Genomic DNA, 25,621 nt, shown 5'->3' on the forward strand with positions numbered 1-25,621 from the left:
CCTGGTCACTGCCTGATGGATTGTTCTTCTGACGCAACCATATGCGTTTCGGTGAGGGTTCGCAAAGGGCGATTTTGGCGCTCGTGCGTTCCCGCGAGCGTGGCGAATCGCCATGGCATTGAAACTGCCCGGCGGGTAGGGCAAAAGGCGGCAGCTATCGGGAGATTGATCGTGATCGAGCTGGAACAGGTGGGATATGACTATGGCGGGGGCGCGCTGTTCGGCGACGTTTCGCTGTCGTTGCCAGCCGGGTCTTTCCACTTTCTGACCGGGCCGTCCGGATCGGGCAAGACGACGCTGCTAAAGCTCTGTTACGGCGCGCTCCGTCCCACCAGCGGCCGGGTCAGCGCCTTTGACGATGACATCGCCGCGGCGAACCGCGACGATATGGCCAAGCTGCGTCGGCGGATCGGTGTGGTGCATCAGGACTGCCGGTTTCTCGACCATATTCCAGTGGCGGACAATGTAGCGCTGCCGCTGACCGTGGCGGGCCGTGATCTGGTCAAGGAACAGGATAACCTGGGTGATCTGTTGGACTGGGTCGGACTGACAGAGCGCGCCGATGCGCTGCCCACGGAGTTGTCAGGCGGCGAGCGTCAACGCGCGGCTCTGGCGCGCGCGGTCATCCTGTCACCCGATGTGATCCTCGCGGACGAACCGACCGGCAATATCGATTGGGAGATGTCACAGCGCCTGTTGCGCCTGCTGATCGACCTGAACGGAATGGGCAAGACCGTGCTGATCGCCAGCCATGACCTGTCACTGATCCGCGCGGCCAAGTCCGAGGTTCAGGCGCGGGTGCTGCGAATTTCCGACAATCAGGTGCAACTGGCGGGGGCGGATCTTTGAGCATTCGAACCATCCGCCGCCTTCTGGCCGGCGACGCCCAGAGTGATCGCATTGTTCCGCCCAGCGGGATCACCGCACATCTGATCCTTTTTGCCGCAGCGGCGATGGCGTTTCTGGCCGTGTTTGCGCTCGCGCTGGCGCTGGCGGCCGGGCGTGTCGCCGACCGCTGGTCCGATGACTTGTCCCAGAGCGCGACCCTGCGCATTTCAGGGCCCGCAGAACAACGGGACGCACAGACCGAGGCCGCGCTGACGATACTGCAGGAAACACCGGGGATCGCCAGTTCCCGTCCGCTCAGCGTGCAGGAACAGGCGATGCTTCTCGCGCCGTGGCTTGGCACCGATCTACCACTCCAAGATCTGCCGCTGCCGCAACTGATCGAGGTGATTGCAGATCAAACCGGATACGATACGGATGCCCTGCAACAGCGATTGACCGACGAGGTGCCCGGCGCGGTTTTGGATGATCACAGCCGCTGGAGCGCGCCCGTGGTGGATGCGGTGCAGGGGTTGCGGCGGCTCGGGCTGATCTCGCTCCTGCTGATCGCTGGAACCCTGGCTGCGACGGTCACCCTCGCCGCACGCGCAGTGCTGGCCGCAAATGCCCAGGTAATCGAGGTTCTCCGGCTTGTCGGAGCGCAGGATCGTTTCGTGACACGTGCATTTGTACGCCGTCTTACACTCAGGGCGCTGGTTGGCGCCTCCAGCGGCATGGTGCTTGGCCTCCTGGCTGTTTTGCTGCTACCGTCCGGGGGTGAAGCTGACGGGTTTCTGACCGATATCGGGTTTCATGGCATCGGGTGGCTGGTCCCACTCCTTGTCCCCGCCATGACCGCAGCGATTGCCTTCGTTGCAACCTGGCTTGCGGCGCGACAAAAACTGACGGAGTTCAGCTGATGGCCCATGCAATCCAATGGCTGCGATCCTTCCTCTTCATCATCGTTATCTATGTCTGGATGGCCGTGCTTGGCGTCCTGTTCACGCCCTACGCGATCCTGTCCAAACGTGGCGCGCTGCGGGCCTGCAAGATTTATGCCCGCACAACCATTCAGATGGCACGATGGATGGTTGGCATTCGCAGCGAAGTGCGCGGACCGGTTCCAACTGGCGAGGTGATGATTGCCGCCAAGCATCAGTCTTTCCTCGACATCCTGTTGATCTTTGACGCGGTGCCCAATGCCAAGTTCATCATGAAACGCGAATTGCTATGGACCCCGTTTATCGGCCTCTACGCCAAACGATTGGGTTGTGTCCCGGTCGACAGGGGGAAACGCGGAGCAGCCGTGGCCAAGATGGTGCAGGACGTCGCCCAGGAATTCAACGACCCCGGCCAGCTGATCATTTACCCGCAAGGCACGCGCGTCGCGCCCACCGATATGAAACCCTACAAGGTCGGAACCGGGGTTCTCTACAAGGGGCTTGGTCAAACCTGCGTGCCGGCCGCCACCAACGTGGGTCTGTTCTGGCCGCGCAAGGGGATCCTGCGCAAGCCGGGGTTGGCTGTGGTCGAGTTTCTGGACCCGATCGCTCCGGGTATGGACCGCAATAGTTTTATGCAACAGCTTGAGCAGCGCGTGGAAACACGATCGGCAGACTTGATGCGGGAAGCGGGGTTTGATCCGGATGGACCATATTGACACGATAACGGCGCTTGAGGCGCTCTATGGCACACCCAGTGAACCTGCCTTGCGCAAGGTCGCACGGAGGATGACGCCGTCCTATCGGAAATGGATCATGACGTCGCGGCTCTGCGTGCTGACCACCGTCGGCAGGGACGGCACAGATGGCAGCCCGCGTGGCGATGACGGCCCCGTGGTTCAGGAACTCGACACGGGCACGCTGGCAATGCCGGATTGGCACGGTAACAACCGGCTGGATTCCCTGCGCAATATCGTGACGGATGGCCGGGTGTCGCTGATGTTCATGGTCCCCGGATCAAACACGGTCATCCGTGTCAACGGAACCGCAAAGCTGACCACCGATCAGAACCTGCGCACCCGCTTCGAACGCAAGGGCCGTATGCCGGCGACGGTGATCGTGATCGCGATCGATGAAATCTTCTCACAATGCGCACGCGCCCTGTTGCGAGCTGGCTTGTGGACGCGCGACGACAGTGCCGATGTGCCAGGCGCCGGGGATATCCTCGACGAAATGACCAGCGGCGAGATCGACGGCAAGGCGTATGACCGTGCCTGGACCGGGCGGGCCACTGAAACCCTCTGGTAGCGTCACCGCGTTTCAAAACGCCTGTTCTTTTTCTTGCTGAAAATATCCCGGGGAGCGCGAGGGGCAGAGCCCCTCGCCCGGCGCACCGCCAAAGGCGGCGCAGACCCTCCATGGAGACAAGCGAATTCAGCCCGTTCAGTCCTAATTCTACTGCCTTTCGTAGCGCCAGTGGCGAAGGTCGGCACCAGCACTGTCAAAGCCGGAAAGATCCACCTCAGCTGTGAATTGGTCCGTCTCCGCAGGCCAGCGCCGCTTCACGGACGGCCTCGGAGTAGGTGGGGTGGGCATGGCAGGTCATTGCCAGATCCTCGGCAGAGGCACCAAACTCCATCGCCACACAGACTTCATGGATCAGATCACCCGCAGCAGGGCCAATGATATGCGCGCCCAGGATCCGATCCGTGCCCTTGTCGGCGAGGATCTTCACGAACCCGTCCGCCGCAAAGTTCGCCTTGGCGCGGCCATTGCCCATGAACATGAACTTGCCGACCTTGTAGGCGCGTCCGGACTCTTTCAGCGTTGCTTCGGTTTCGCCGACATTGGCGACCTCGGGCCATGTATAGATCACGCCCGGAATCACCCCGTAGTTCACATGTCCATGTTTGCCGGCAACCTGCTCGGCGGCGGCCATGCCTTCGTCTTCGGCCTTGTGGGCCAGCATCGGGCCTTCGATTGCGTCGCCGATGGCATAGATGCCCTTGACATTGGTTTGCCAGTCCTTGCCAGTCCTGATCTGACCGCGATCGGTCATTTCGACGCCAAGCGCATCGAGTCCGAGCCCATCAACAAAGGGTTTGCGCCCGGTCGCAACCAGCACCACATCGGCGTCCAGCACGTGCTCGCTGTCATCCCTGCGCAGCTTGTAGTGCACCTTGGCCTTGGTCTTGGTCGCCTCGGTCTTCTGCACCGCGGCCCCCATGACAAAGGTGAGGCCCTGCTTCTTGAGAATGCGCTGGAACGTCTTTTGGACCTCGGCATCCATGCCCGGCGTGACCGCGTCGAGAAATTCGACTACGGTGACGTCTGCCCCGAGACGCGCGTAGACGCTGCCCAGTTCCAGACCGATCACGCCGGCCCCGATCACCACCATCTTTTTCGGGATCTTGCCCAATGCGAGCGCGCCGGTCGACGTGACGACCACTTTTTCGTCGATCTCGACGCCGGGCAGCGAAGATGGCTCGGAGCCGGAAGCGATGATAATGTTCTTGGCCTCGTAAACCTCGTCACTGACCTTGACCTTGCCCGCCTCGGGAATGCTGCCCCAGCCCTTGAGCCAGTCGATCTTGTTCTTCTTGAACAGGAATTCGATGCCCTTCGTGTTCCCGTCGATCACCTCGTCCTTATAAGCGAGCATCTGTTTCCAGTCGACGGAGGGGGATTTGCCCTTGAGACCCATCTTGGCAAAGTTGTGCTCGGCCTCGTGCAACTGGTGGCTCGCGTGCAGCAGCGCCTTGGAGGGGATGCAGCCCACGTTCAGGCAGGTGCCGCCCAGTGTGTCGCGGCCCTCGACAACGGCAGTCTTGAGGCCAAGTTGCGCGCAGCGGATCGCGCAGACATAGCCGCCGGGTCCGGCACCGATGATGATCACGTCGTAGTTAGCCATGGGATGGGTCCTTTGTTGTGAGCGGGGAAGGGGCGCTGCCCCTCGGCGCGTACCGCGCCTCACCCCGGAGTGTTTTTGCAAAGATGAAGATCATGTCAGGGCCGCCAGCAGCATCAGGAGGGTGGCGACAAGGCCGACCAGCCAGATCAGCGAGCGCCACGGGGACAAGCCCAGTGCGTAGGCGGGGACATAGAGGATACGGGCCGCGAGGTAGGTCCAGGCACAGGCGGCGGTGTAGGGGGTGGATTGGTCGGACACAGCGATCACCACGCAGGCAATGGTGAAGAGGATCAGCCCCTCGAAATGGTTGGTCAGCGCCCGTTGCAGCCGGCCTGCCGTACCGGTGAGGTGAACCGGTTCGTCACGGGGCCCGAGCGCGGTTTGCGGCCCGACCTGCCGGTTGCCCGCGACGGAATAGGCCGCGAATTGGAGCACCTGCAGCAGGGCGGCGAGAGTGAGGGCGGTGAGTTCGGGGGTCATCTATCAACGCCTGTTTTTTCGTATCCACATGATTAAGGGAACTACCCAACCAAAAACTGCTAGCAAGAGGATTAGCTTCCCACTTGGTTTGACAAACGTATTGAGATCCGTCGCAAAGAGTAAGATGGCCGAGAAACCTGCTACGAAGAGCCAGCTACGAAACAAGAATGCTACCGGATAGAGTTTGGCCCACGCTGCAAGTCTGATGTACAGTCTGCCAAGTCGAAAGCGGTTAGGGTCGTGTTCCGGCCCCGGTTGGTAGCTCATTCCGTCCTCACCTCTCAACCAATTCGCTCACAGATCCATTAGCAACCGACGCGGATCTTCCAGCGCCTCTTTCACACGGACGAGGAAGGTCACCGCGCCTTTGCCGTCGACGATGCGGTGGTCATAGCTCAGGGCCAGATACATCATCGGGCGGATCACGACTTCGCCATTGATCGCCATCGGGCGGTCCTGGATCTTGTGCATGCCGAGGATGCCGGATTGCGGCGGGTTCAGTATCGGGCTGGACATCAGCGAGCCGTAGACGCCGCCGTTGGACAGGGTAAAGGTGCCGCCCTGCATTTCCGCCATCGACAGTTTGCCGTCCCGTGCGCGGCGGCCCTTTTCGGCGATCGCCTTTTCGATCTCGGCAAACGACATGCTGTCGGCATCGCGGATCACCGGCACGACGAGGCCGGTGGGGGTGCCGGCGGCGACGCCCATGTGCACGAAGTTCTTGTAGACGATCTCGGTGCCGTCGATCTCGGCATTGACCTCGGGCACCTCCTTGAGCGCGTGGCAGCAGGCCTTGGTGAAGAACGACATGAAGCCGAGACGCACGCCGTGTTTCTTTTCGAACTGGTCCTTGTACTGGTTGCGCAGGTCCATGACCTCGCCCATGTCCACCTCGTTGTAGGTGGTCAGCATGGCGGCGGTGTTCTGGCTGTCTTTCAGACGCTTGGCAATGGTCTGGCGCAGGCGAGTCATCTTGACCCGCTCTTCGCGCGCGGCGTCATCGGCCGGAACCGGGGCACGTGGCGCGGATGCGGTCGCCGCAGGCCCGGATGCTGAGGCGGCAGAAGCCGCTGCGGCCACGGCGCGGGCCACATCATCCTTCATGGCGCGTCCATCGCGGCCTGTGCCGGCCACCTGATCGCGGGATATGCCAGCTTCGGCCATCGCTTTCTTGGCGCTTGGAGCATCCTCGACATCGCCACCACCCGATGTCGGGGCGGGCGCGGCCTCGGCTGCACGCGGGGCGGGCTCAACCGCACCGTCTGCAGCACCGCTGATCACGGCGAGCTTGGCGGATGCATCCACGGTCGTGCCTTCCGGAGCGGTGATTTCGGCGAGAACGCCCGCGGCGGGCGAGGGCACCTCGACGCTGACCTTGTCGGTTTCCAGCTCGCACAGCATTTCGTCCTGTGCGACGCTGTCTCCGACCGCCTTGAACCACGTGCTGACAGTGGCCTCGGTCACGGATTCGCCCAGCGTCGGCACCATCACGTCAGTGGTATTGCCCGTGGGCGCAGCGCCGGCACTTGCCGCCGGCTTCGCCTCTGCGGTGGCTGCGCCGTCGCCTTCGACGATGGTTGCCAGCAAGGCATCGACGCCAACGGTTTCGCCTTCGGCAGCGACGATGTCGTCCATGGTCCCGGCAGAGGGGCTTGGCACCTCGACGGTCACCTTGTCGGTTTCAAGCTCGCACAGCATTTCATCCACTGCGACCGCATCGCCGGGCTTCTTGAACCAGGTTGCAACGGTGGCCTCGGTGACGGATTCGCCCAGCGTCGGGACGCGTACTTCGATTGTCATGACTTACTTTCCTTCGATGGTCAGCGCTTCGTTCACCAGCGCGTTTTGTTGGGCTTTGTGTTGGCTGGCCAACCCGGTCGCGGGCGAAGCCGATGTTGCGCGACCGACATAGAGCGGGCGTTTGTGCTTGGCCTTGATCCGGTTCAGCACCCATTCGATGTTGGGTTCGATAAAGCTCCAGGCCCCCTGATTCTTGGGCTCTTCCTGGCACCAGACCATTTCGGCCCCTTTGAACCGCTCCAGTTCCTTGACAAGAGAGATCGCGGGAAACGGGTAGAACTGTTCGATCCGCATGAGGTAGACATTGTCGATTCCGCGCGCGTCGCGTTCTTCCAGCAGATCGTAATAGACCTTGCCCGAGCACATCACCACGCGCTTGATCTTGCCGTCGGCGGCCAGACTGGTTTCGGAGTTGCCATGCTGGGCATCGTCCCACAGCACCCGGTGAAAGCTCGACCCGGTGGTGAACTCTTCTGTTTTCGAGACTGCCATCTTGTGCCGCAACAACGATTTCGGCGTCATCAGGATCAAGGGTTTGCGGAAGCCGCGGTGGATCTGGCGGCGCAGGATGTGAAAGTAGTTGGCCGGCGTCGTGCAGTTGGCGACGATCCAGTTGTCCTGTCCGCACATCTGCAGAAACCGCTCGAGCCGGGCGGAACTGTGTTCCGGGCCCTGTCCTTCGTAGCCATGCGGCAGCAGGCAGACGAGGCCGGACATCCGCAGCCATTTGCTTTCGCCGGAGCTGATGAACTGATCGAACATGATCTGCGCCCCGTTGGCAAAGTCACCAAACTGCGCTTCCCACAGGACCAGCGCGTTGGGTTCGGCGAGCGAAAAGCCGTACTCAAAGCCCAGAACCGCGTATTCGCTCAGCATCGAGTCGATCACTTCGTACTGTGACTGGCCGGCCCGTATGTTGTTCAACGGAAAATAGCGCTCTTCGGTGTTCTGATTGATCAGGCCGGAATGGCGCTGGCTAAAGGTCCCGCGCGTCGCGTCCTGACCGGAAAGTCGCACCGGATAGCCTTCGGTGAGCAAAGAGCCAAAGGCCAGCGCCTCGCCCGTCGCCCAGTCGATACCCTCGCCCGAGGCGAACATCTCTTTCTTGGAGTCCAAAAGGCGGGAAACCGTGCGATGGATCGGAAAACCGTCGGGCACGCGGGTCAGAGCGTTGCTGACTTCGGTCATCGTTTCGGCTGAAATTGCGGTTTCGCCACGCACGTATTCTTCGCCGTGCTTGTCGATATGTGACCAGCGCCCGTCGAGCCAGTCTGCCTTGTTGGGTTTGAAATCCTTTCCGGCCTCGAATTCTTCGTTCAGGTGGGATTGAAACGAAGCCTTCATATCTTCGATTTCGCCTTCGGGGATCAGCCCGTCCTTGACCAGCCGCTCGGTATAGAGGCTGAGCGTGGTCTTATGGGTCTTGATCTTCTTGTACATGATCGGGTTGGTGAACATGGGCTCGTCGCCCTCGTTGTGTCCGAACCGGCGGTAGCAGAAGATGTCGATCACCACGTCCTTGCGGAACTTCTGGCGGAATTCGGTCGCCACCTTGGCGGCATGCACAACGGCTTCGGGATCGTCGCCGTTGACGTGAAAGATCGGCGCTTCGACCATCAACGCGATGTCAGTGGGGTAGGGCGAACTGCGGCTGAAATGCGGTGCCGTGGTAAAGCCGATCTGGTTGTTCACGATGATATGCATGGTGCCGCCGGTCTTGTGGCCCTTGAGACCTGACAGGCCAAAACCCTCGGCAACCACGCCCTGACCGGCAAAGGCTGCATCGCCATGCAGCAGGATCGGCAGGACGGTCGTCCGGTCGTCATCGTTGTTCTGGTCCTGCTTGGCGCGCGCCTTGCCCAGCACCACCGGGTTCACCGCCTCGAGGTGGCTGGGGTTCGCGGTCAATGAAAGGTGAACGGTGTTGCTGTCAAATTCCCGGTCGCTGGATGCTCCGAGGTGGTATTTCACGTCGCCTGACCCATCCACATCCTCGGGCTTGAAGCTGCCGCCCTGGAATTCGTTGAAAATGGCGCGATAGGGCTTTTTCAGCACATTGGCCAGAACCGACAGACGACCGCGGTGAGGCATGCCGATGATGATGTCCCTGACGCCCAGTGCACCGCCGCGCTTGATGATCTGCTCCATAGCTGGAATCAGGCTTTCACCGCCATCCAGACCAAAGCGCTTGGTGCCCATGTACTTGACATGCAGGAACTTTTCAAAGCCCTCGGCCTCGACCATCTTGTTCAGGATCGCCTTGCGTCCTTCGCGGGTAAAGCGGATTTCCTTGTCGAACCCCTCGATCCGCTCCTTCAGCCAGGCGGCTTCCTCGGGGTTCGAGATGTGCATGTACTGCAGCGCGAAGGTGCCGCAATAGGTACGCTTCACGATCTCGACGATCTGGCGCATCGACGCGATCTGCAGGCCGAGAACATTGTCGATAAAAATCGGTCGGTCCATGTCTGCCTCGGCAAAGCCGTAGGTCTTGGGGTCCAACTCGGGATGCACGTTCTCGTCACGCATTCCCAGCGGGTCCAGATCGGCAACCAGATGTCCGCGAATGCGATAGGCCCGGATCAGCATCAGTGCCCGGATACTGTCCAGCACCGCCCGCTTGATCTGCTCATCGCTGACGGCGACATTGGTGGATGCGGCCTTTTCGGCGATCTTCTTGCCAGCGGATTTGACTTCGGGATCCGGCCAGGCCCCGGTCAGCGCGGCGGTCAGATCATCGGCAGGCTGCGGTGGCCAGTCGGTACGCGCCCAGGACGGGCCGCTCGCCTCTGCCTTGACGTCGATTTCGGCATCGCCCAATTGCGAAAAGAATGCGGCCCATGCGTCATCGACCGCGTTCGGATCATTGGCGTACTGGGCATAGAGCTGTTCCAGGTACTCCGCGTTGTGCCCCTGCATGAAGGACGAGGCGTGGAACTGGTCGTTAGGGGAATGTTCGGTCATGAATGTACCTCATATGGGTTGGGACCGTAAGTGTTGGAGCCGGGTTGGCTGGGGCGGCTGAGCCACCAGAGCACAAGAAGCGGAGAGACGATCAGAACGAACATCGCAGGGATGAACACCAGCAATGTCGCCCGTGTCAGCAGAACGTCAATTGAATGCCTGCCGGAGAAATGGTCGGCAAGCCCGATACCAAACAACAGAACAAGGGCGGTTCCCACGATCATCAACATCGGCAGCAGTACATAGAGCCCACTGCGCCCGGTATCGTGCATACGCCGCCAAGCCACGGCAAGATGCGGCAGAACGACCGCGAGGCCAACAACCGATTGAGCTGGCTGAGACGAATGCGCCATCGTTGCACTCCCTGCGTCGCCGCTCACGCTGACCACCGATGTGAAAAACGTCCAGTCGATCAGCGACGCGATGAAGCTGACGAGCAAGATGAACAGAAAGAACCACCAGTATTCCGCGCGCGGGGCGCGGCCCGAGAAGGTCACGTACTTTCCCAGGCATGTCTTTACCGCCGTCGTAAAGGTCATCGATGCCTTCTCCGGTCTTGCGCCGTGTCGCGCGTCAAGGCGGTCCTCATATGCACTTCACCCCGACCATACGCGGCTTTTCCTTGCCCGACTTCAAAGCCGATTCTGCCATCCGTATTGAAGCTGTTGGCTCTCCATTCAAGCGGCAGATTGCTTCCGCGTTCTGCCGGATCAGGGCGTCGGTTGCATTCCGGATCACATAGAGTGGCTTGCCGCCCTCACTGGGGGTATGGAAGATCAGCACGTCCTGCGTCCGCAGGATATCGCCGATATAACCCGGTATGGGTGTCACCGGCCCGGGAACGGGTGCTGAAAATGTCGGGATCGGTTCCGTCGGGCCACATCCGGGAAGCGCGGCTGCCCAGAGAAGTCCAATTGCTAAAAACCTGCACCGCATCGGATCAGCCTATCGCTTCCAGAACCGCCTCGCCCAGCGACGCAGGGCTTTCGGCGACGACGATGCCAGCAGATTTCATCGCTTCGATCTTGTCTTCGGCCCCGCCTTTGCCGCCAGCGACGATAGCGCCGGCATGGCCCATGCGGCGGCCCGGAGGGGCGGTGCGGCCTGCGATGAAACCGGCGGTCGGTTTCCAGCGGCCTTTCTTCTTCTCGTCGGCGAGGAACTGCGCCGCCTCTTCCTCGGCAGAGCCACCAATTTCGCCGATCATGATGATGCTGGTCGTCTCGTCATCCGCAAGGAACCATTCCAGCACGTCGATATGCTCGGTGCCCTTGATCGGATCGCCGCCGATGCCGACGCAGGTCGACTGGCCCAGCCCCACATCGGTGGTCTGCTTCACCGCCTCATAGGTCAGCGTGCCCGAGCGGGAGACCACGCCGCAGGAGCCGCGCTTGTGGATATGACCCGGCATGATCCCGATCTTGCAGGCTCCCGGCGTGATGACACCGGGGCAGTTCGGCCCGATCAGCCGGCTTTGCGACCCTTCGAGCGCCCGTTTCACGCGCATCATGTCCAGAACCGGGATGCCTTCGGTGATCGCGACAATAACCTCCATCTCGGCATCGATCGCTTCGAGGATCGAATCCGCAGCAAAGGGCGGCGGCACGTAGATCACCGTGGCATCGGCCCCGGTCACGGCCTTGGCTTCGTGGACCGAGTTGAAGACCGGCAGGTCCATATGCTCCATCCCACCCTTGCCCGGCGTCACCCCGCCGACCATCCTGGTGCCATATGCAATGGCCTGATCCGTGTGAAACGTCCCCTGTGAGCCGGTCAGACCCTGACAGATGACTTTGGTGTTTTCGTCGATGAGGACTGCCATTGCTGTATTCCTTACTTCTGTACCATGCTGCCGGGCTTGGACCGCTTGTGGACTTCAAAGGATATGCTCATCCCTTTAATCACCGGATTTCGGACTTTTCCGATCTCTACTCGTGCAAGTTTGCCACCGAAGGCACCGAGCCAGACCTGTGCCCCATTTCTTGGCTTGCCGGGCTCTCCGGCAATTTTCTTGATCCACGGGTTGGCCAAGCGTGTTGCCTCCGACCGGCTCATTCCGTTCACCACGACGATGCAGCCGATCCAGTTGCGAACGGTACCTGACGAAACCATGACTCGACCGTCATGCCCGGTGGCGGTCCGAAAATTTGCATTGTGATTTACAGTGCGCGTTTCCATCGAACGGAACGCGCTGGCCGCAGCCCTGCGGTCACCAAAATGAGCTTGGCACGTATTCATCAGATTCTTTGCCAAGGTCAGATCGCTCTCATCAGCAGCGTGTGCTTGGGGGCCAAGTCCCGACAGTAGCAGCGCGCAGCAAGCGACGCCGAAACTTGAGCTCAAGCGATACTTGAGTTTGGACCAACTGCTCGTTGAGCGAGGTCTGCGCATATCTACCCCTTCACCGCTTTCACGATCTTTTCCGCGCCGTCCTTCAGGTTGTCGGCGGCGATCACGTCAAGCCCCGAGGTGTTGATGATCTCATTGCCCTTCTCGACATTCGTCCCTTCCAGCCGCACCACCAGCGGCACGGTGAGGCCGACTTCCTTTACCGCGGCAACGACGCCTTCGGCGATGACGTCGCAGCGCATGATGCCACCAAAGATGTTGACCAGGATACCTTTGACTTGTGGGTCGCTGGTAATGATCTTGAACGCCTCGGTGACCTTTTCCTTGGTCGCGCCGCCGCCCACGTCGAGGAAATTGGCGGGTTCCGCGCCGTAGAGCTTGATGATATCCATTGTCGCCATTGCCAGACCGGCCCCGTTGACCATGCAGCCGATCTCGCCATCCAGCGAGATGTAGTTCAGGTCGAACTTGCTGGCTTCCAACTCCTTGGGGTCTTCCTCGGAGGTGTCGCGCAGTTCGGCGATGTCGGCGTGCCGGTAGACCGCGTTGCCGTCAAAGCCCATCTTGGCGTCGAGGCATTTCAGATCACCACCATCGGTTACGATCAGCGGGTTGATTTCGAGCATCTCCATGTCTTTTTCGATGAACATGCGATAAAGCGTGCCCATCAGCCGTACGCATTGCTTTATCTGCTTGCCTGTGAGGCCGAGCATGAAGGCAATCCGGCGCCCGTGGAATGCCTGGTAGCCGGTAGCCGGGTCGACCGAGAATGACAGGATTTTCTCGGGTGTGCTGGCGGCGACCTCTTCGATATCCATGCCGCCCTCGGTCGAGCAGACAAAACTGATCCGGCTTGTCTGCCGATCGACGAGCAATGCCAGATACATCTCTGTTTCGATGCCGCTGCCGTCTTCGATGTAGATGCGATTGACCTGTTTGCCTGCCGGGCCGGTCTGATGGGTGACCAGTGTCCGACCGAGCATTCTCTTGGCCTCCAACGCGGCCTCTTCCACCGATTTGGTAAGGCGCACACCGCCCTTGTCCCCGGCGTCCAGCTCTTTGAAGTTGCCCTTTCCGCGCCCGCCGGCGTGAATCTGGGCCTTGACCACCCACAGGGGGCCATCCATCTCGCCAGCAGCGGTCTTTGCCTCTTCCGCGCGCAGGACGACACGCCCGTCAGAGACCGGCGCTCCGTAACTGCGTAGCAATGCCTTGGCCTGATATTCGTGAATGTTCATCGAAAACTGTCCCGTCTTGCTGCGATTACCACGGGTTTGCCACCCTGCACCTATGGAGTTAAACGCTTTTTTGACGCAGGGCGTGGGTTTTCGTGAAAAAAGCGACATTTGTGATCACACGTTCAAAAAGTGTGATCACAACGAGTAGGAAGACCGGCCCGATGTTCGTCTGAAAGTGTGATCGTGCGATTCGTTCTGACAAAAAAGGAAACGCCACCCGAAAGGGGTGACGTTTGATTTTGTTCGTTCTTTGAGGCAGAGCAATCGCAACCTGCGTTGATCTACCGGTCAGGCTTGGGACGCTAAGACTTGCGGCGGCGGCGCGCGATCCAGCCCATCAGGCCCAAACCACCCGCGAGCAGGGGGAGCGAAGCCGGAACCGGGATTGGCGCCACGCTGGAGCCCAGACGAACATCATCGATACCAAAGCCGTCACCGGAATCAAGGAACAGGGACAGATCCACCGAACTCACGAGACGATCAAGACCGATCCTGACCAGGAACAGATCGCCATCGCCTTGCCGGCTGGAACGCAGGATGTCCTCGGCCACGTCAAACATCTCGCCCGCGACATTGATCTCAAACGCGACCCGTCCGACGTCATCGACATCGGTCAGAAAAAAGCTGATGCTGTCAAACATCGAGCCACCGGCAGCCGCCAGATTGATGGCGCTGTTGTCGTTGCTGTCAAGCCAGTTCGAACCACCGAAAGTGGTATTGTAGCGGCCATAATTCGAGGTGTTGCGGATCAGGCTCTGATCGTCGGGCGTATCACAGGAACGGCCGCATCGACCGCCAGGGGTTGTGGTGAAGTCACCGACACTTGTGCTGGTCAGCGGCGTCACATCGCCAGGGCCTCCGCCATCCGGTACAGGTGTATAGCTTTCGAAGTCTTCAAAGGCGACGACATGGTCGGTATCGCGGGCGTCGCGATAGCTAGTAGCTGAGGCAACTTGGGATTGATCAAAGGCTCTCCAATCCAAGGTGGCGGCACTCGCGCCGGTTCCCAACAGGGTCGCAGCGACTGCTACGGTTGCAAATTTCTTGATCATGATTCCACTCTCTTTAAATACGCTTACTAGTACAACAAGATCGCACAACTCGGCGGGAAGAAAGCTGTGCGGATTCTGAGAAGACTCCGTCTTCTGTTAATACTTTATTAGGAAATGAAGCCAGAATCAATGGTCTTGGTGTCAACGACATATTGGCTGAATATGCGTCAAGTTGAATCTTGTGGCGTCGCCATCAACAATCCACAAAAATCCGGACAGCAATTGATGCTGCCCGGCGTCAAAACGTTTCTTTTGTATGATCAGGTTACGCGAGTGAGCTGTCGATGCCTTTGCAAGCTTCGACCAAGCCTTTGACCGCCTTGACAGAACTGTCAAACATCGCCTGCTCATCCTTGGTCATCTTGATGTCGATGACCTTTTCGATCCCGCCGGCACCGATGACGGTAGGCACGCCGACATACATGCCTTTCAAACCCAGGGCGCCATCCACATAGGCGGCACAGGGCAGAACCCGTTTCTGATCTTTCAGATAGGCTTCGGCCATTTCAATCGCGGAGGTGGCCGGTGCATAGAATGCGCTGCCGGTTTTCAGCAAGCCGACGATTTCGGCACCGCCATCACGGGTGCGCTGAATGATACCGTCCAGCGTTTCCTGCGTGGTCCAACCCATCGCGACCAGATCGGGCAGCGGAATGCCGGCAACGGTCGAATAGCGCGACAGGGGCACCATGGTATCGCCGTGGCCACCCAGAACGAAGGCAGTGACGTCCTTCATCGAGACGCCAAACTCGGTCGCAAGGAAATGACGGAAACGCGCACTGTCCAGAACGCCCGCCATGCCACATACTTTTTCATGCGGCAGGCCCGAGAATTCACGCAGCGCCCAGACCATCGCGTCAAGCGGATTGGTGATGCAGATCACGAACGCATTGGGTGCGTGATCGCGGATGCCTTCGCCGACCGACTTCATGACCTTGAGGTTGATCCCCAGCAGATCGTCGCGGCTCATCCCCGGCTTGCGAGGAACACCGGCAGTGACGATGCAGACGTCCGCACCGGCGATATCGGCGTAGGACTGGGTGCCCGAGAGCGACGCATCAAAGCCTTCTGACGGGCCGGATTCCGCGATGTCGAGTGCTTTGCCCTCTGGTGTGCCTTCAGCGATATCGAACAGGACGACGTCGCCGAGTTCTTTCAGAGCTGCGAGGTGGGCGAGCGTGCCGCCGATCTGACCTGCTCCGATGAGCGCGATCTTGGGTCTGGCCATGGATTTCTCTCCGATCCGATGAAATTTGCGCGTTGCGTAGTGCGTTAGGCGGCGTCGCGCAAGTGTTCTGCGGTGCGGCGTGGCGGCACGTCACCGCTGGCAGAGGTGCCAGCATTGCGGTAAAGACCAATTAGGGGAATGGGTTACGGGGCAGCGCCTTGCTGGAGTTGAGCATCGGTTTTTTTGCGCTTGCGGCACCGGCGGTTCTGTTCGCGGGCATCTCCAAGGGTGGGTTCGGCTCGGGCGCGGCCTTTGCATCGGCTTCGATTCTCGCCCTGATCCTTGAACCGGGCCAGGCACTTGCCATCATGTTGCCATTGCTGATGCTGATCGATCTGACCGCACTCAAGTCGTATTGGGGAAAGTGGAACTGGTCCGATGCGCGGGTTCTGATCCTCGGCGGATTGCCCGGTGTCGCGCTCGGCGCGTTGCTGTTCAGGAGTGCGGATGCCGACGTACTGCGGTTCTTGATCGGCGCGATTTCAATCGGCTTTGTGGTTTGGCGATTTGCACGGCGCAACGGTCTGATCCGCGTCTCCAGCCGCAAGGCGTCAACGCCCTTGGGGTTGTTTGCCGGCTTGGTCACCGGATTTACCAGCTTTGTGAGCCATGCAGGCGGTCCGCCCGCCGCCGTCTATCTATTGTCGCAAGGGCTGACCAAGCACCAGTATCAGGCCACCAACGTGCTGCTCTTCTGGGTCATCAATATTGCCAAGTTTGTGCCCTATGCGTTTCTTGGCATGTTCACCGCACAGACGGCGTTCGCCGATCTTCTGCTTGCGCCCTTTGCCATACTTGGCGCCTGGCTAGGGGTGCGGGCGCATCGGATTGTCTCCGACACCGTGTTCTTCGGGATAACCTATGTTCTGCTTGCGATTACCGGCAGCAGGCTGATCTGGGATGCGCTGACCTGATCGCACTCAGGCGTCGTTGCCCTCGGGCGGCAACACTTCGGCGAGTTCTTCGAACGACTGACCGGATGCCACGAGGCAGGTCATGCCATTGGGCATCGTCACTGTGATCGTCCAGCTTCCGGTATCGTCAGACGCAAATGTCTCGACCACGGCCCCCTGCGATCCCAGGCCGATACTCTGACGCGTTTCGCCATAATTGCTTGCCAGGCGTTCGACCACGGCGTCACGCGGCGCGCAATTGCGGGCTTGCTGAGCGGCGACATCCTGTGCCGCCAATACCATCAGGCCCAACCCGATGGTCATGTTCAACGCTGCCTTCATCATGGGTCTACCTTTCTGTTTCGATGCACCCGAGGCTGATCCGGGCCGGTTCAGACAGCGGCTTGCTGCCATGACCAATCCTGCCTTCTTGAGTGCTGAAAAGTGGTTAACTCTGCGTGCGGGGCCCGATTGGTACGCATGGACAAAGACAAATTGCTGCATCGCGGCGATTTCAGCTTGAATTTTCCAACCAAAAATGCCCCTTTCCGCGCAACATTGTGACCTGTGGAGAGACTCATGCCATCCAGCGCGCGCCCCTACCGTTCCGTTTTGTACATCCCTGCATCCAAGTCGCGGGCGCTGGAAAAGGCAAAGACGCTTCCGGTCGACGCGATCATCTTCGATCTTGAGGACGCGGTGACACCTGCGGAAAAGGCGAATGCGCGGACCCTTCTCGCGGATGCGCTCGCCGTCGGGGGTTTTGGAAACCGGGTCCGTCTGGTCAGGATCAACGGGCTGGACACCGAATGGGGGCGTGACGATGCGATTGCCGCGCGCGACATGGAATGCGACGCCATCCTGTTGCCCAAGGTCGGCAGTCCGGACGATGTTGATGCGCTTGCCGCGATCACCGGCGACAGTCGCGTCTGGGCGATGATGGAGACACCGCAGGGCATGTTGAACGCCCATGCGATTGCCGCTCATCCGCTTGTAGAGGGCTTCGTTCTCGGCACCAATGATCTGGCCAAGGACCTGAACACCCGCTTCCGCGCCGACCGTGAACCCTTGATCACGGGCTTGGGCCTGTGCCTGCTGGCCGCCAAGGCCGAGGGTGTGATCGTGATCGACGGCGTCTACAACGCCTTCAAGGATGATGCCGGGCTGGAAATTGAATGCAATCAGGGACGCGACATGGGCTTTGACGGCAAATCCCTGATCCATCCAGCACAGGTCGAGATCACCAATCGCGCCTTTGCGCCCTCACCGGACGAGATCGAGCTCGCCCGCCGGCAGATCGCAGCATTTGAGGAAACCGAGGCCAGCGGACAGGGGGTTGCGGTGGTCGATGGCCGCATCGTAGAAAATCTGCACGTTGCCACCGCCCGTGAATTGCTGGCAAAAGCAGAGATGATAGTGGCTTTGCAAGCGGGGTAGTCCGATATGGGCTGGGTACTTCTAATTCTGGGTGTGGCACTGTGGTGGGCCGCACATCTGTTCAAACGTGTGCTGCCGGAACAGCGGGCGGCCATGGGCAATGGCGGCCGAGGTGCGGTCGCTTTGGTGCTCGTGGCGTCGATTGTGTTCATGGTTCTGGGCTTTCGCGCGACGCCTTATGTCGCGGTCTGGGCGCCGCCGACCTTCATGATCCACATCAATAACCTGCTGGTGCTGATTGCGATCTGGATGATGAGCCCCGCGGGCCGGAAGGGTGTTGTTCTGAACAAGGTCCGGCACCCGATGCTGGGCGGGTTCAAGGCCTGGACCTTTGCGCATCTTCTGGTCAATGGGGACCTGGCGTCAATTGTCATGTTCGGCGGTCTTCTGGCCTGGGCGGTCTGCGAAGTCATTGTGATCAACAAGGCAGAGCCCGACTGGACGCCGGGTGCGCCGGGAACACTGGCCAAGGATGCGATGTTCCTTGCGGCATCGGTCGTGTTGCTTGGTGTCATTGGCATGATTCACGGCTGGCTCGGCTACTGGCCGTTCCCTCAATAAGGTCTCAGGGCATGAGCACGATTTACCGGTTCCTCTCGGAAGAGGACACATCCGCCTTTTGTCACAAGGTCAGCGCGGCGCTGGCAAAGGGTTGGTCGCTATATGGATCACCCACGCAGACGTTTGATGCCGCAAGCGGCACCATGCGTTGTGGTCAGGCGGTGATCAAAGAGATCGGCGCGGACTATTCCCCCGACATGAAACTGGGAGAACAGTAAATGGCGACCAAGACCAATTCGGGCAGGTTCTTTGAGGATTACGCCGTTGGCGATGTGCTGAACCATCCCGTGCCGCGCACGGTCAAGATGGGCGAGCGGGCACTGTACCACATGCTGTATCCGGCGCGCCATGCGCTGCATTCGTCGGACCAGTTCGCACAGAGCTGCGGTCTGCCGTTCAGCCCGCTGGACGATCTGGTGGCGTTTCACGTGGTGTTTGGCAAGACCGTGCCGGATGTGTCGCTGAACGCGGTGGCCAACCTTGGTTACGCCGAGGGCCGGTGGCTGCGCTCGGTCTGGCCGGGTGACACCCTGCGATCCGTCTCAGAGGTCATCGGGGTCAAGCAAAACAGCAATGGCAAGACCGGGGTGGTCTATGTGCGCACCACGGGTATGAACCAGCACGACGAGAATGTGCTGGAATATGTCCGCTGGGTGATGGTGCGCAAACGCGATGCCGACGCGCCCGCACCTGATCCGGTGGTGCCGGACCTGGCCAAGGTGGTCGCGCCGACGGATCTGGTCGTTCCGGACGGTCTGGATTTCACCAATTACGATTTTGCGCTCGCCGGAGAGCCGCACCGCTGGGGCGATTACGAGATCGGCGAACAGATCGACCACGTCGATGGTGTGACCATCGAAGAGGCCGAACACATGATGGCAACGCGGCTTTGGCAGAATACCGCCAAGGTACATTTTGACATCAACGCCCGTCCCGATGGCAGCCGGCTGATCTATGGTGGCCACGTGATCTCGATGGCGCGTGCCCTTTCGTTCAATGGGCTGGCCAACGCCCAAATGATCGTCGGGCTGAATGCGGGGGCCCACGCCAACCCGTGCCTGTCCGGTGATACGGTCTATGCCTGGTCCGAAGTTCTCGACAAGGCCGAGACGGCGGCGCCCGGTGTCGGTGCACTCCGCCTGCGTCTTGTCGCCACAAAGGGTCACACGCCGTCCGATCTGCGCGACGAGGACGGCAGGTACCGCTCCGAGGTGCTGCTTGATCTTGATTACTGGGCGCTGATCCCGGTCTGATCGGTACGCAGGTCGCACACATCCCCTCACTTTGGCGTAGGGTCGGCGCAAGCGGGCGGAAATCTGTTATGCTGGGAACATTGGCTGACAGATTCAGGATCGAAGGGATTTGCCCGTGGCGGAACGACACAAGGAACTCGATTATCTGCCTGACAATTCCGAAGTCATAGCCTCGTCCGGCGCGCCGATGGCTCATTGGCTGTTGCGATTTGCCCTGTCGGCGACGTTCTTGTTTCACGGGCTGGGCAAACTGGGCGATATCTCCGCATCGGCGGAGAGTTTCGGCCTGTCCACTTCTGTCCTGGCTGCTGCGACACTCGTCGAGCTTGCCGCACCCGCTGCGCTGATCGTGGGCGGCAGCATGTCAAACCAATGGGGAGACATACTGACCCGACTGGGGGGCCTCTTTGCTATTGTCGTGCTGATCGGGGCAATCTCGGTTGCCCATTGGGGGCAGTGGAGCTTTGCGCCAACTGAATCGCACCCGTTGGGTGGAATGGAGTTTCAGGTAACGCTGGTCGCGATCAGCCTGTTCTTCATGCTGCGCGGGAACAGCGCATAGCGAACCGTATGCGCCGGAGCGGCAGGCGGGCCTTTGCCGGATATGCGCGCCCATCAAAATGTCGTACGATCTGCCCGATGTGGCGCATGTTCCATTTATCTCTGATTATCGTCGTGCTTGCCGCCGGGCGGGCACTCTCCTGCGATCTGGCGTTGGTCCTGGCCGTAGACGTGTCCGGATCCGTCGATGATGAGGAGTATCGCCTTCAGATGGATGGGCTTGCCCATGCGCTCCGCGATGGCGTCATCTCCGAAGCTCTCGTTCGTGGGCAGGCGCAGGTGATGCTTGTACAATGGACAGGATCGAGCCGGCAACAGATCACCATACCCTGGACAGGGGTGAGCAGTTTTGACGCACTGGATTCACTGGCGGATCGGGTTGCAGGCGATCCACGCATCTGGCGCAATTACTCGACTGCGATCGGTGACGCGCTGGAATTCGTGCTTCCCGCTTTCGCTCAGGTTCAACATTGCAAGCGGCACCTGATCGACGTCTCCGGTGACGGGCAGTCAAACGAGGGCAGGCCACCCACTGACATGCATGAAAGGCTGAGGCGGGCCGGGATTACCGTCAATGCCATCGCGATCGAGGCGTCGGAGCCGGACCTGACAGCATATTTCTACGAAAATGTCATCGTCGGGGAAGGCGCATTTGTGATCACGGCGTCCAGCTTTGACGACTATCCTGACCGAATCCGCAAGAAGCTGTTGCGCGAAGTCACCAGACAGTCGGCTCGGAGCGGGCTGAACCCCGCCGTTCGATAGCTCAGCCGGCAGGGGCGATTCATTTGTGTGGCAACAATCAATGACCTGCAAATGACGGTTGTATTGTGATCACAGCTTGATCGACTGTGATCACAAGTTAGCGTTAAACCGGAAAACCGCGCCAATACACCGCGCCTAAATTTGCGACGCACGGGTGACAGCGGGCGAAAAAAGTTTAAAAACAGGCAAAAGCATCTGCAAAGGACCCGCCATGGCTGACGTCAATCGGGGCAATCGCCCGCTCTCACCGTTCATGATCGGGCAGTATTATCGCCCTCAGATGACTTCGATTTCATCCATCTTGGTGCGTATCACCGGGATCGCCTCACTTGGTACCGCGTTTCTCATCGTGCTCTGGCTCTTATCCGCCGCGTCATCGGAGAGCGCGTTCGCCGTCGTCGATGGCCTGTTGCGAAGCTTTGTCGGCGATGTTCTCATGCTGCTCGCGACCTGGGCAATATGGTATCATGTGCTTGGGCGACTGCGTCATGTCATCTGGGATTTTGGATATCTGCTTGAGGTCAGCGTCTCGGAACGAATGGGGCTTGGCATGTTCATCGGGGCAACCGTGCTGACACTTGTTACGGCAATCTTGGTGTAAGGAGGATGGCTATGAGATATCTAACCGACCGCAAGCGTGCCCAGGGTCTTGGTTCCTCCAGGCATGGGACAGACCATCACTGGCAGATGTTGGTCAGTTCCATCCTGCTATGTGTTCTTGTTCCGCTCTTCGTTTTTACGTTCGGCATCGGTCTGGGCGGCACCTATGAAGAAGTGATCGCCTATTTCGGCCGGCCTTTCCCGGCCATCCTGACCGCGCTGACGCTGATCGTCGGCATCAACCACATCAAGTGCGAGACCCAGGAAGCGATCGAGGACTACATGGGCGGTACTTCAAGCAAACTGGCCTATGTCGCTGTGGGTGCATTCTCATACACACTGATCGCAGCGGGTCTCTTCGCTCTCGTCAAAATCGCTCTCTAAGGCGCGCCAAGGAAAAACGAAAATGACTGCAACATACGAATACGAGACGCATGAATATGACGTCGTGGTCGTCGGAGCAGGGGGCGCGGGCCTTCGCGCGACTCTGGGCATGGCAGAGCAGGGACTGCGCACCGCCTGTGTGACCAAGGTCTTTCCGACCCGCTCGCACACGGTTGCCGCTCAGGGTGGCATTGCCGCGTCGCTGTCCAACATGGGCCCCGACAACTGGCAGTGGCATATGTATGACACGGTCAAGGGCTCTGACTGGCTGGGCGACACAGACGCGATGGAGTACCTCGCGCGCGAAGCCCCAAAGGCGGTTTATGAACTGGAGCACTACGGCGTTCCGTTCAGCCGGACCGAAGAGGGCAAGATCTATCAACGCCCCTTTGGCGGTCACACCACCGAGTTCGGAGAAGGTCCGGCGGTGCAGCGTACCTGTGCTGCGGCCGACCGGACCGGGCACGCGATCCTGCACACGCTCTATGGTCAGAGCCTGAAGAACAATGCCGAGTTCTACGTCGAATATTTCGCAATCGACCTGATCATGTCCGAGGATGGCGTGTGTCAGGGTGTGGTTTGCTGGAAACTGGATGACGGCACCATGCATGTGTTCAGCGCCAAGACAGTGGTGCTGGCAACCGGTGGCTACGGGCGTGCTTATTTCTCGGCGACATCCGCTCATACTTGCACCGGCGACGGTGGCGGCATGGTGGCGCGCGCCGGATTGCCAATGCAGGACATGGAATTTGTCCAGTTCCACCCGACCGGCATCTATGGCTCCGGCTGTCTGATTACCGAAGGGGCGCGGGGCGAAGGCGGATACCTGACCAACTCGGAAGGTGAGCGGTTCATGGAGCGCTATGCGCCACAGTACAAGGATCTCGCACCGCGTGACTATGTCAGCCGATCGATGACGATGGAAATCCGCGAGGGTCGGGGTGTCGGCGAAGAGGGCGACCATATTCACCTGAACCTGTCGCATCTGCCGCCAGAGGCGCTGCACGAACGTCTCCCGGGTATTTCGGAAAGCGCCAAGATTTTTGCAGGCGTCGATGTGACCAAGGAGCCGATTCCCGTGATCCCGACCGTGCACTACAATATGGGTGGTATCCCGACGAACTATTGGGGCGAGGTGCTGAACCCGACGGCGGAAGATCAGCACGCGATCGTTCCCGGGCTGATGGCCGTGGGCGAAGCGGGCTGTGCCTCGGTCCATGGCGCCAACCGGTTGGGGTCGAACTCGCTAATCGACCTCGTGGTGTTTGGTCGCGCCGCCGCGATCCGAGCCGGCAAGGTGGTGGATCCGTCCAAGGCCAATGCCAAGCCAAATCAGGCGTCTGTCGATGCGGCATTCGACCGGTTCGATACCCTGCGCAACGCGCAGGGTGCGGTGCCGACCGCCGATCTGCGCCTTGAGATGCAGAAATGCATGCAGGCCGATGCGGCGGTCTTCCGGACCTCAAAGACGCTGGCGGAAGGCGTCAAGAAGATGGACGAGATTGCCGCCAAGATGTCCGACATCAAGGTGACAGACCGCAGCCTCGTCTGGAACAGCGACCTGATGGAGACGCTGGAACTGACCAATCTGATGCCAAACGCCTTAGCCACGATCACCGGAGCCGAGGCGCGTCACGAGAGCCGGGGTGCCCATGCACACGAAGATTTCCCGGATCGCAATGACGACGACTGGCGGGTCCATACGATCAGCCGGGTGAACGAGCGCGATGTGGAACTGTCTTATCGACCGGTCGTTGTCGATCCGCTTTCGACCGAAGCCGAAGGCGGTATCAGCCTCAAGAAGATCGCACCCAAGGCCCGGACGTTCTAGGGCGGGCGAGGGACATTGGGCACAGGACCAGATAGCAGAGCCAGACGTCTGATCATCCATTGCGGTGTTCAGAAGACCGGCTCGACCTCGTTGCACCATTTTCTCGGTCGCAACCAGGACGGGCTGCTGGGCCGGGTTCGGGTGCTGACTCCCGCCAAGGGGTCTGCGACCCGTGATCTGGGCAATGCGGCAATGCGCTTCAGCCTGCGCCCGTCGGAAATACGTCTATCGCGCTTGCGCGACTGTGCGCGCCGCTTGCGCAACGACATACTGGATGAGAGCGTAGGAACGGTGCTGATCAGCCACGAGAACCTGCTTGGGGCGATGCCGGGGAATGGCGGTACGGCGACGCTCTATCCTGCGCTGGAGAACATTGTCGGGGTGCTCGATGCGGCCTTTGACCCGCTGGTTCCGGAATTTGTGGTCTATACCCGCGAGATGTCGGACTGGAAACGCAGTGTGCACGGTCAGGCGATACGATCCGACGGCTACACCGAGACATTTGTTGATTTCCTCGCCGCGACCGAAGCCTGCGCAAGCTGGGCGGCGGTGCGGCAACGCCTGGCCACGGCGGTCGGAGCCGCCCGCTCAACCGTGTTCCGGGTCGAGGATGAACCGGACGAGGCGCGGCCGGGCCAACAACTTTTGCGCCATGCCGGGGTGAGCGCGGCGGAAATTGCCGCGCTACGTCCGGTGCGCGGGCGCAGAAATGTGCGCATGACTGCGGGCGGACTCGAGTTTCAGCGCCTGGTCAACCAGCTTGGACTAGATAGACATGCGCGCCGTGCGATTGCTGAATTGATCGCCGGGAACCAAAGGTTGTTCGCGTCGTGACCCCGATCAGCGATCATATGTTCCGGCGCGCGTTGCGCCAGCGCGGGTTGGTGGCGGTTCCCAACAAGGGTCATCACGACTATCTGCGCAGCTTTGGGGCGGAGACCGACGTGATCGTGGATGTGGGCGTGCACAGGGGCACGCCGCAATTGTACCGGGCCTTTCCCGATCGAAAGTTTGTCTTGATCGATCCGCGTTCGGAGGCCGAGGCCGAGACGCTCGCACATGGCGCGCCGGACGATTTCGATTTTCACGGCTGTGCGGTCGGTGCCGTCGAAGGCGAAATGGATCTGCGCATCCCGACGATGCGGCGCGGGAAAAACCCGGCGATGGCGGGGTTCAAATCCATTGCGGGGCCGATGGCCAGAGCAGTGAACGGTTATGATCTGCGCAAGGTGCCTGTGGTGCCGCTTGACCAGATCATGCAACGATATCCCGGCCGCGTGGGTCTCAAGATCGACACCGAAGGTTATGAGCTTGAAGTGTTGCAGGGCGCGGCACGGACCCTGCTGCGCTGCGACTTCGTAATTGTCGAACTGTCGATAACCCATAGGTTTGACGATATCGCACCGCCCAGCCGGATTGTCGCCGAACTGGCCCGTGCCGGGCTTGAATTGCGTGATATCCTGCGCACCACCGGCGATGGCCAAGGCGGCGTACAACCGCGCCTGTTTGATGCTCTTTTCACGAGATGGGAGGCCAGAAACTGATGTGCCG

At 60.2% G+C, this 25,621-nt stretch carries 27 protein-coding genes; 16 read left to right on the plus strand and 11 right to left on the minus strand.

Annotated features, from left to right (window positions below; genetic code table 11):
• Positions 1-171: 171 nt before the first annotated feature.
• From QO231_RS18500 to QO231_RS18515, 4 genes are read left to right on the plus strand one after another with little or no spacing between them, the layout of a single operon-like run.
• On the plus strand, positions 172-849 hold the full coding sequence (locus tag QO231_RS18500; RefSeq protein ID WP_316779829.1) for a cell division ATP-binding protein FtsE: 678 nt from the start codon (positions 172-174) through the stop codon (positions 847-849).
• The gene (locus tag QO231_RS18505) at positions 846-1,745 is read left to right on the plus strand and encodes a cell division protein FtsX (protein ID WP_316779832.1); all 900 of its coding nucleotides are present in this window, start codon (positions 846-848) and stop codon (positions 1,743-1,745) included. The genes QO231_RS18500 and QO231_RS18505 overlap by 4 nt, the downstream gene beginning before the upstream one ends.
• Complete coding sequence (locus QO231_RS18510) at positions 1,745-2,485, plus strand: lysophospholipid acyltransferase family protein (protein ID WP_316779833.1); 741 nt, start codon at positions 1,745-1,747, stop codon at positions 2,483-2,485. Before QO231_RS18505 ends, QO231_RS18510 begins: the two co-directional genes overlap by 1 nt.
• Positions 2,472-3,074, plus strand: a complete 603-nt coding sequence (locus QO231_RS18515; RefSeq protein WP_316779835.1) for a pyridoxamine 5'-phosphate oxidase family protein — start codon at positions 2,472-2,474, stop codon at positions 3,072-3,074. Before QO231_RS18510 ends, QO231_RS18515 begins: the two co-directional genes overlap by 14 nt.
• Positions 3,075-3,288: 214 nt before the next feature.
• On the opposite strand, the gene lpdA is transcribed toward QO231_RS18515, so the two are convergent.
• The 10 genes from lpdA to mdh form a co-directional block, all read right to left on the minus strand.
• The gene (gene lpdA / locus QO231_RS18520; protein ID WP_316779838.1) at positions 3,289-4,677 is read right to left on the minus strand and encodes a dihydrolipoyl dehydrogenase; all 1,389 of its coding nucleotides are present in this window, start codon (positions 4,675-4,677) and stop codon (positions 3,289-3,291) included.
• A gap of 90 nt (positions 4,678-4,767) precedes the next feature.
• Positions 4,768-5,157, minus strand: a complete 390-nt coding sequence (locus QO231_RS18525) for an MAPEG family protein (protein ID WP_316779840.1) — start codon at positions 5,155-5,157, stop codon at positions 4,768-4,770.
• 294 nt (positions 5,158-5,451) lie between these two features.
• Positions 5,452-6,957, minus strand: coding sequence for a 2-oxoglutarate dehydrogenase complex dihydrolipoyllysine-residue succinyltransferase (gene odhB / locus QO231_RS18530; RefSeq protein WP_316779843.1), 1,506 nt, complete (start codon positions 6,955-6,957; stop codon positions 5,452-5,454).
• A gap of 3 nt (positions 6,958-6,960) precedes the next feature.
• The gene (locus QO231_RS18535) at positions 6,961-9,918 is read right to left on the minus strand and encodes a 2-oxoglutarate dehydrogenase E1 component (RefSeq protein WP_316779845.1); all 2,958 of its coding nucleotides are present in this window, start codon (positions 9,916-9,918) and stop codon (positions 6,961-6,963) included.
• Entirely contained in the window at positions 9,915-10,457 is a 543-nt protein-coding gene (locus QO231_RS18540; RefSeq protein WP_316779848.1) for a DUF805 domain-containing protein, read from the minus strand. The genes QO231_RS18535 and QO231_RS18540 overlap by 4 nt, the downstream gene beginning before the upstream one ends.
• Before the next feature lie 401 nt (positions 10,458-10,858).
• A complete protein-coding gene (gene sucD, locus QO231_RS18545; protein ID WP_316779850.1) occupies positions 10,859-11,740 on the minus strand; it encodes a succinate--CoA ligase subunit alpha in 882 nt (293 codons plus the stop codon).
• A gap of 11 nt (positions 11,741-11,751) precedes the next feature.
• Entirely contained in the window at positions 11,752-12,309 is a 558-nt protein-coding gene (locus tag QO231_RS18550; RefSeq protein WP_316779853.1) for a hypothetical protein, read from the minus strand.
• A gap of 2 nt (positions 12,310-12,311) precedes the next feature.
• Positions 12,312-13,505, minus strand: a complete 1,194-nt coding sequence (sucC, locus tag QO231_RS18555) for an ADP-forming succinate--CoA ligase subunit beta (RefSeq protein ID WP_316779855.1) — start codon at positions 13,503-13,505, stop codon at positions 12,312-12,314.
• 302 nt (positions 13,506-13,807) lie between these two features.
• Positions 13,808-14,557, minus strand: coding sequence for a PEP-CTERM sorting domain-containing protein (locus tag QO231_RS18560; RefSeq protein ID WP_316779856.1), 750 nt, complete (start codon positions 14,555-14,557; stop codon positions 13,808-13,810).
• Between the two features lie 265 nt (positions 14,558-14,822).
• A complete protein-coding gene (mdh, locus tag QO231_RS18565) occupies positions 14,823-15,785 on the minus strand; it encodes a malate dehydrogenase (protein WP_316779857.1) in 963 nt (320 codons plus the stop codon).
• Positions 15,786-15,943: 158 nt separating this feature from the next.
• Here mdh and QO231_RS18570 point away from each other — a divergent pair, with 158 nt between their 5' ends.
• Positions 15,944-16,699 carry a sulfite exporter TauE/SafE family protein gene (locus tag QO231_RS18570; RefSeq protein ID WP_316779858.1) on the plus strand — a complete coding sequence of 252 codons (756 nt, stop codon included), beginning with the start codon at positions 15,944-15,946 and terminating at the stop codon, positions 16,697-16,699.
• Positions 16,700-16,705: 6 nt separating this feature from the next.
• On the opposite strand, the gene QO231_RS18575 is transcribed toward QO231_RS18570, so the two are convergent.
• Positions 16,706-17,020, minus strand: coding sequence for a hypothetical protein (locus QO231_RS18575; protein ID WP_316780081.1), 315 nt, complete (start codon positions 17,018-17,020; stop codon positions 16,706-16,708).
• 237 nt (positions 17,021-17,257) lie between these two features.
• Here QO231_RS18575 and QO231_RS18580 point away from each other — a divergent pair, with 237 nt between their 5' ends.
• From QO231_RS18580 to QO231_RS18630, 11 genes are all read left to right on the plus strand, one after another.
• On the plus strand, positions 17,258-18,115 hold the full coding sequence (locus QO231_RS18580; protein ID WP_316779860.1) for an HpcH/HpaI aldolase/citrate lyase family protein: 858 nt from the start codon (positions 17,258-17,260) through the stop codon (positions 18,113-18,115).
• A gap of 6 nt (positions 18,116-18,121) precedes the next feature.
• Positions 18,122-18,676: an NnrU family protein gene (locus tag QO231_RS18585; RefSeq protein ID WP_316779863.1), complete on the plus strand. Its 555-nt coding sequence runs from the start codon at positions 18,122-18,124 to the stop codon at positions 18,674-18,676.
• Between the two features lie 11 nt (positions 18,677-18,687).
• The gene (locus QO231_RS18590) at positions 18,688-18,894 is read left to right on the plus strand and encodes a DUF1737 domain-containing protein (protein WP_316779867.1); all 207 of its coding nucleotides are present in this window, start codon (positions 18,688-18,690) and stop codon (positions 18,892-18,894) included.
• Positions 18,895-19,929 (plus strand): MaoC family dehydratase, encoded by a 1,035-nt coding sequence (locus QO231_RS18595; protein ID WP_316779870.1) that lies wholly within the window; start codon positions 18,895-18,897, stop codon positions 19,927-19,929.
• Positions 19,930-20,044: 115 nt separating this feature from the next.
• A complete protein-coding gene (locus QO231_RS18600) occupies positions 20,045-20,491 on the plus strand; it encodes a DoxX family protein (protein ID WP_316779872.1) in 447 nt (148 codons plus the stop codon).
• Positions 20,492-20,577: 86 nt separating this feature from the next.
• Entirely contained in the window at positions 20,578-21,255 is a 678-nt protein-coding gene (locus tag QO231_RS18605) for a DUF1194 domain-containing protein (protein WP_316779875.1), read from the plus strand.
• Positions 21,256-21,466: 211 nt separating this feature from the next.
• Positions 21,467-21,856, plus strand: coding sequence for a succinate dehydrogenase, cytochrome b556 subunit (sdhC, locus tag QO231_RS18610; protein ID WP_316779877.1), 390 nt, complete (start codon positions 21,467-21,469; stop codon positions 21,854-21,856).
• A gap of 11 nt (positions 21,857-21,867) precedes the next feature.
• On the plus strand, positions 21,868-22,239 hold the full coding sequence (gene sdhD / locus QO231_RS18615; RefSeq protein ID WP_316779878.1) for a succinate dehydrogenase, hydrophobic membrane anchor protein: 372 nt from the start codon (positions 21,868-21,870) through the stop codon (positions 22,237-22,239).
• 22 nt (positions 22,240-22,261) lie between these two features.
• Positions 22,262-24,070, plus strand: a complete 1,809-nt coding sequence (gene sdhA / locus QO231_RS18620) for a succinate dehydrogenase flavoprotein subunit (protein ID WP_316779881.1) — start codon at positions 22,262-22,264, stop codon at positions 24,068-24,070.
• 15 nt (positions 24,071-24,085) lie between these two features.
• Positions 24,086-24,904, plus strand: coding sequence for a hypothetical protein (locus QO231_RS18625; RefSeq protein ID WP_316779884.1), 819 nt, complete (start codon positions 24,086-24,088; stop codon positions 24,902-24,904).
• Complete coding sequence (locus QO231_RS18630; protein WP_316779886.1) at positions 24,901-25,614, plus strand: FkbM family methyltransferase; 714 nt, start codon at positions 24,901-24,903, stop codon at positions 25,612-25,614. The genes QO231_RS18625 and QO231_RS18630 overlap by 4 nt, the downstream gene beginning before the upstream one ends.
• Positions 25,615-25,621: the final 7 nt, after the last annotated feature.

Source organism: Sedimentitalea todarodis (genome assembly GCF_032595355.1).
In the GTDB taxonomy this organism is placed as follows: domain Bacteria; phylum Pseudomonadota; class Alphaproteobacteria; order Rhodobacterales; family Rhodobacteraceae; genus Sedimentitalea; species Sedimentitalea todarodis.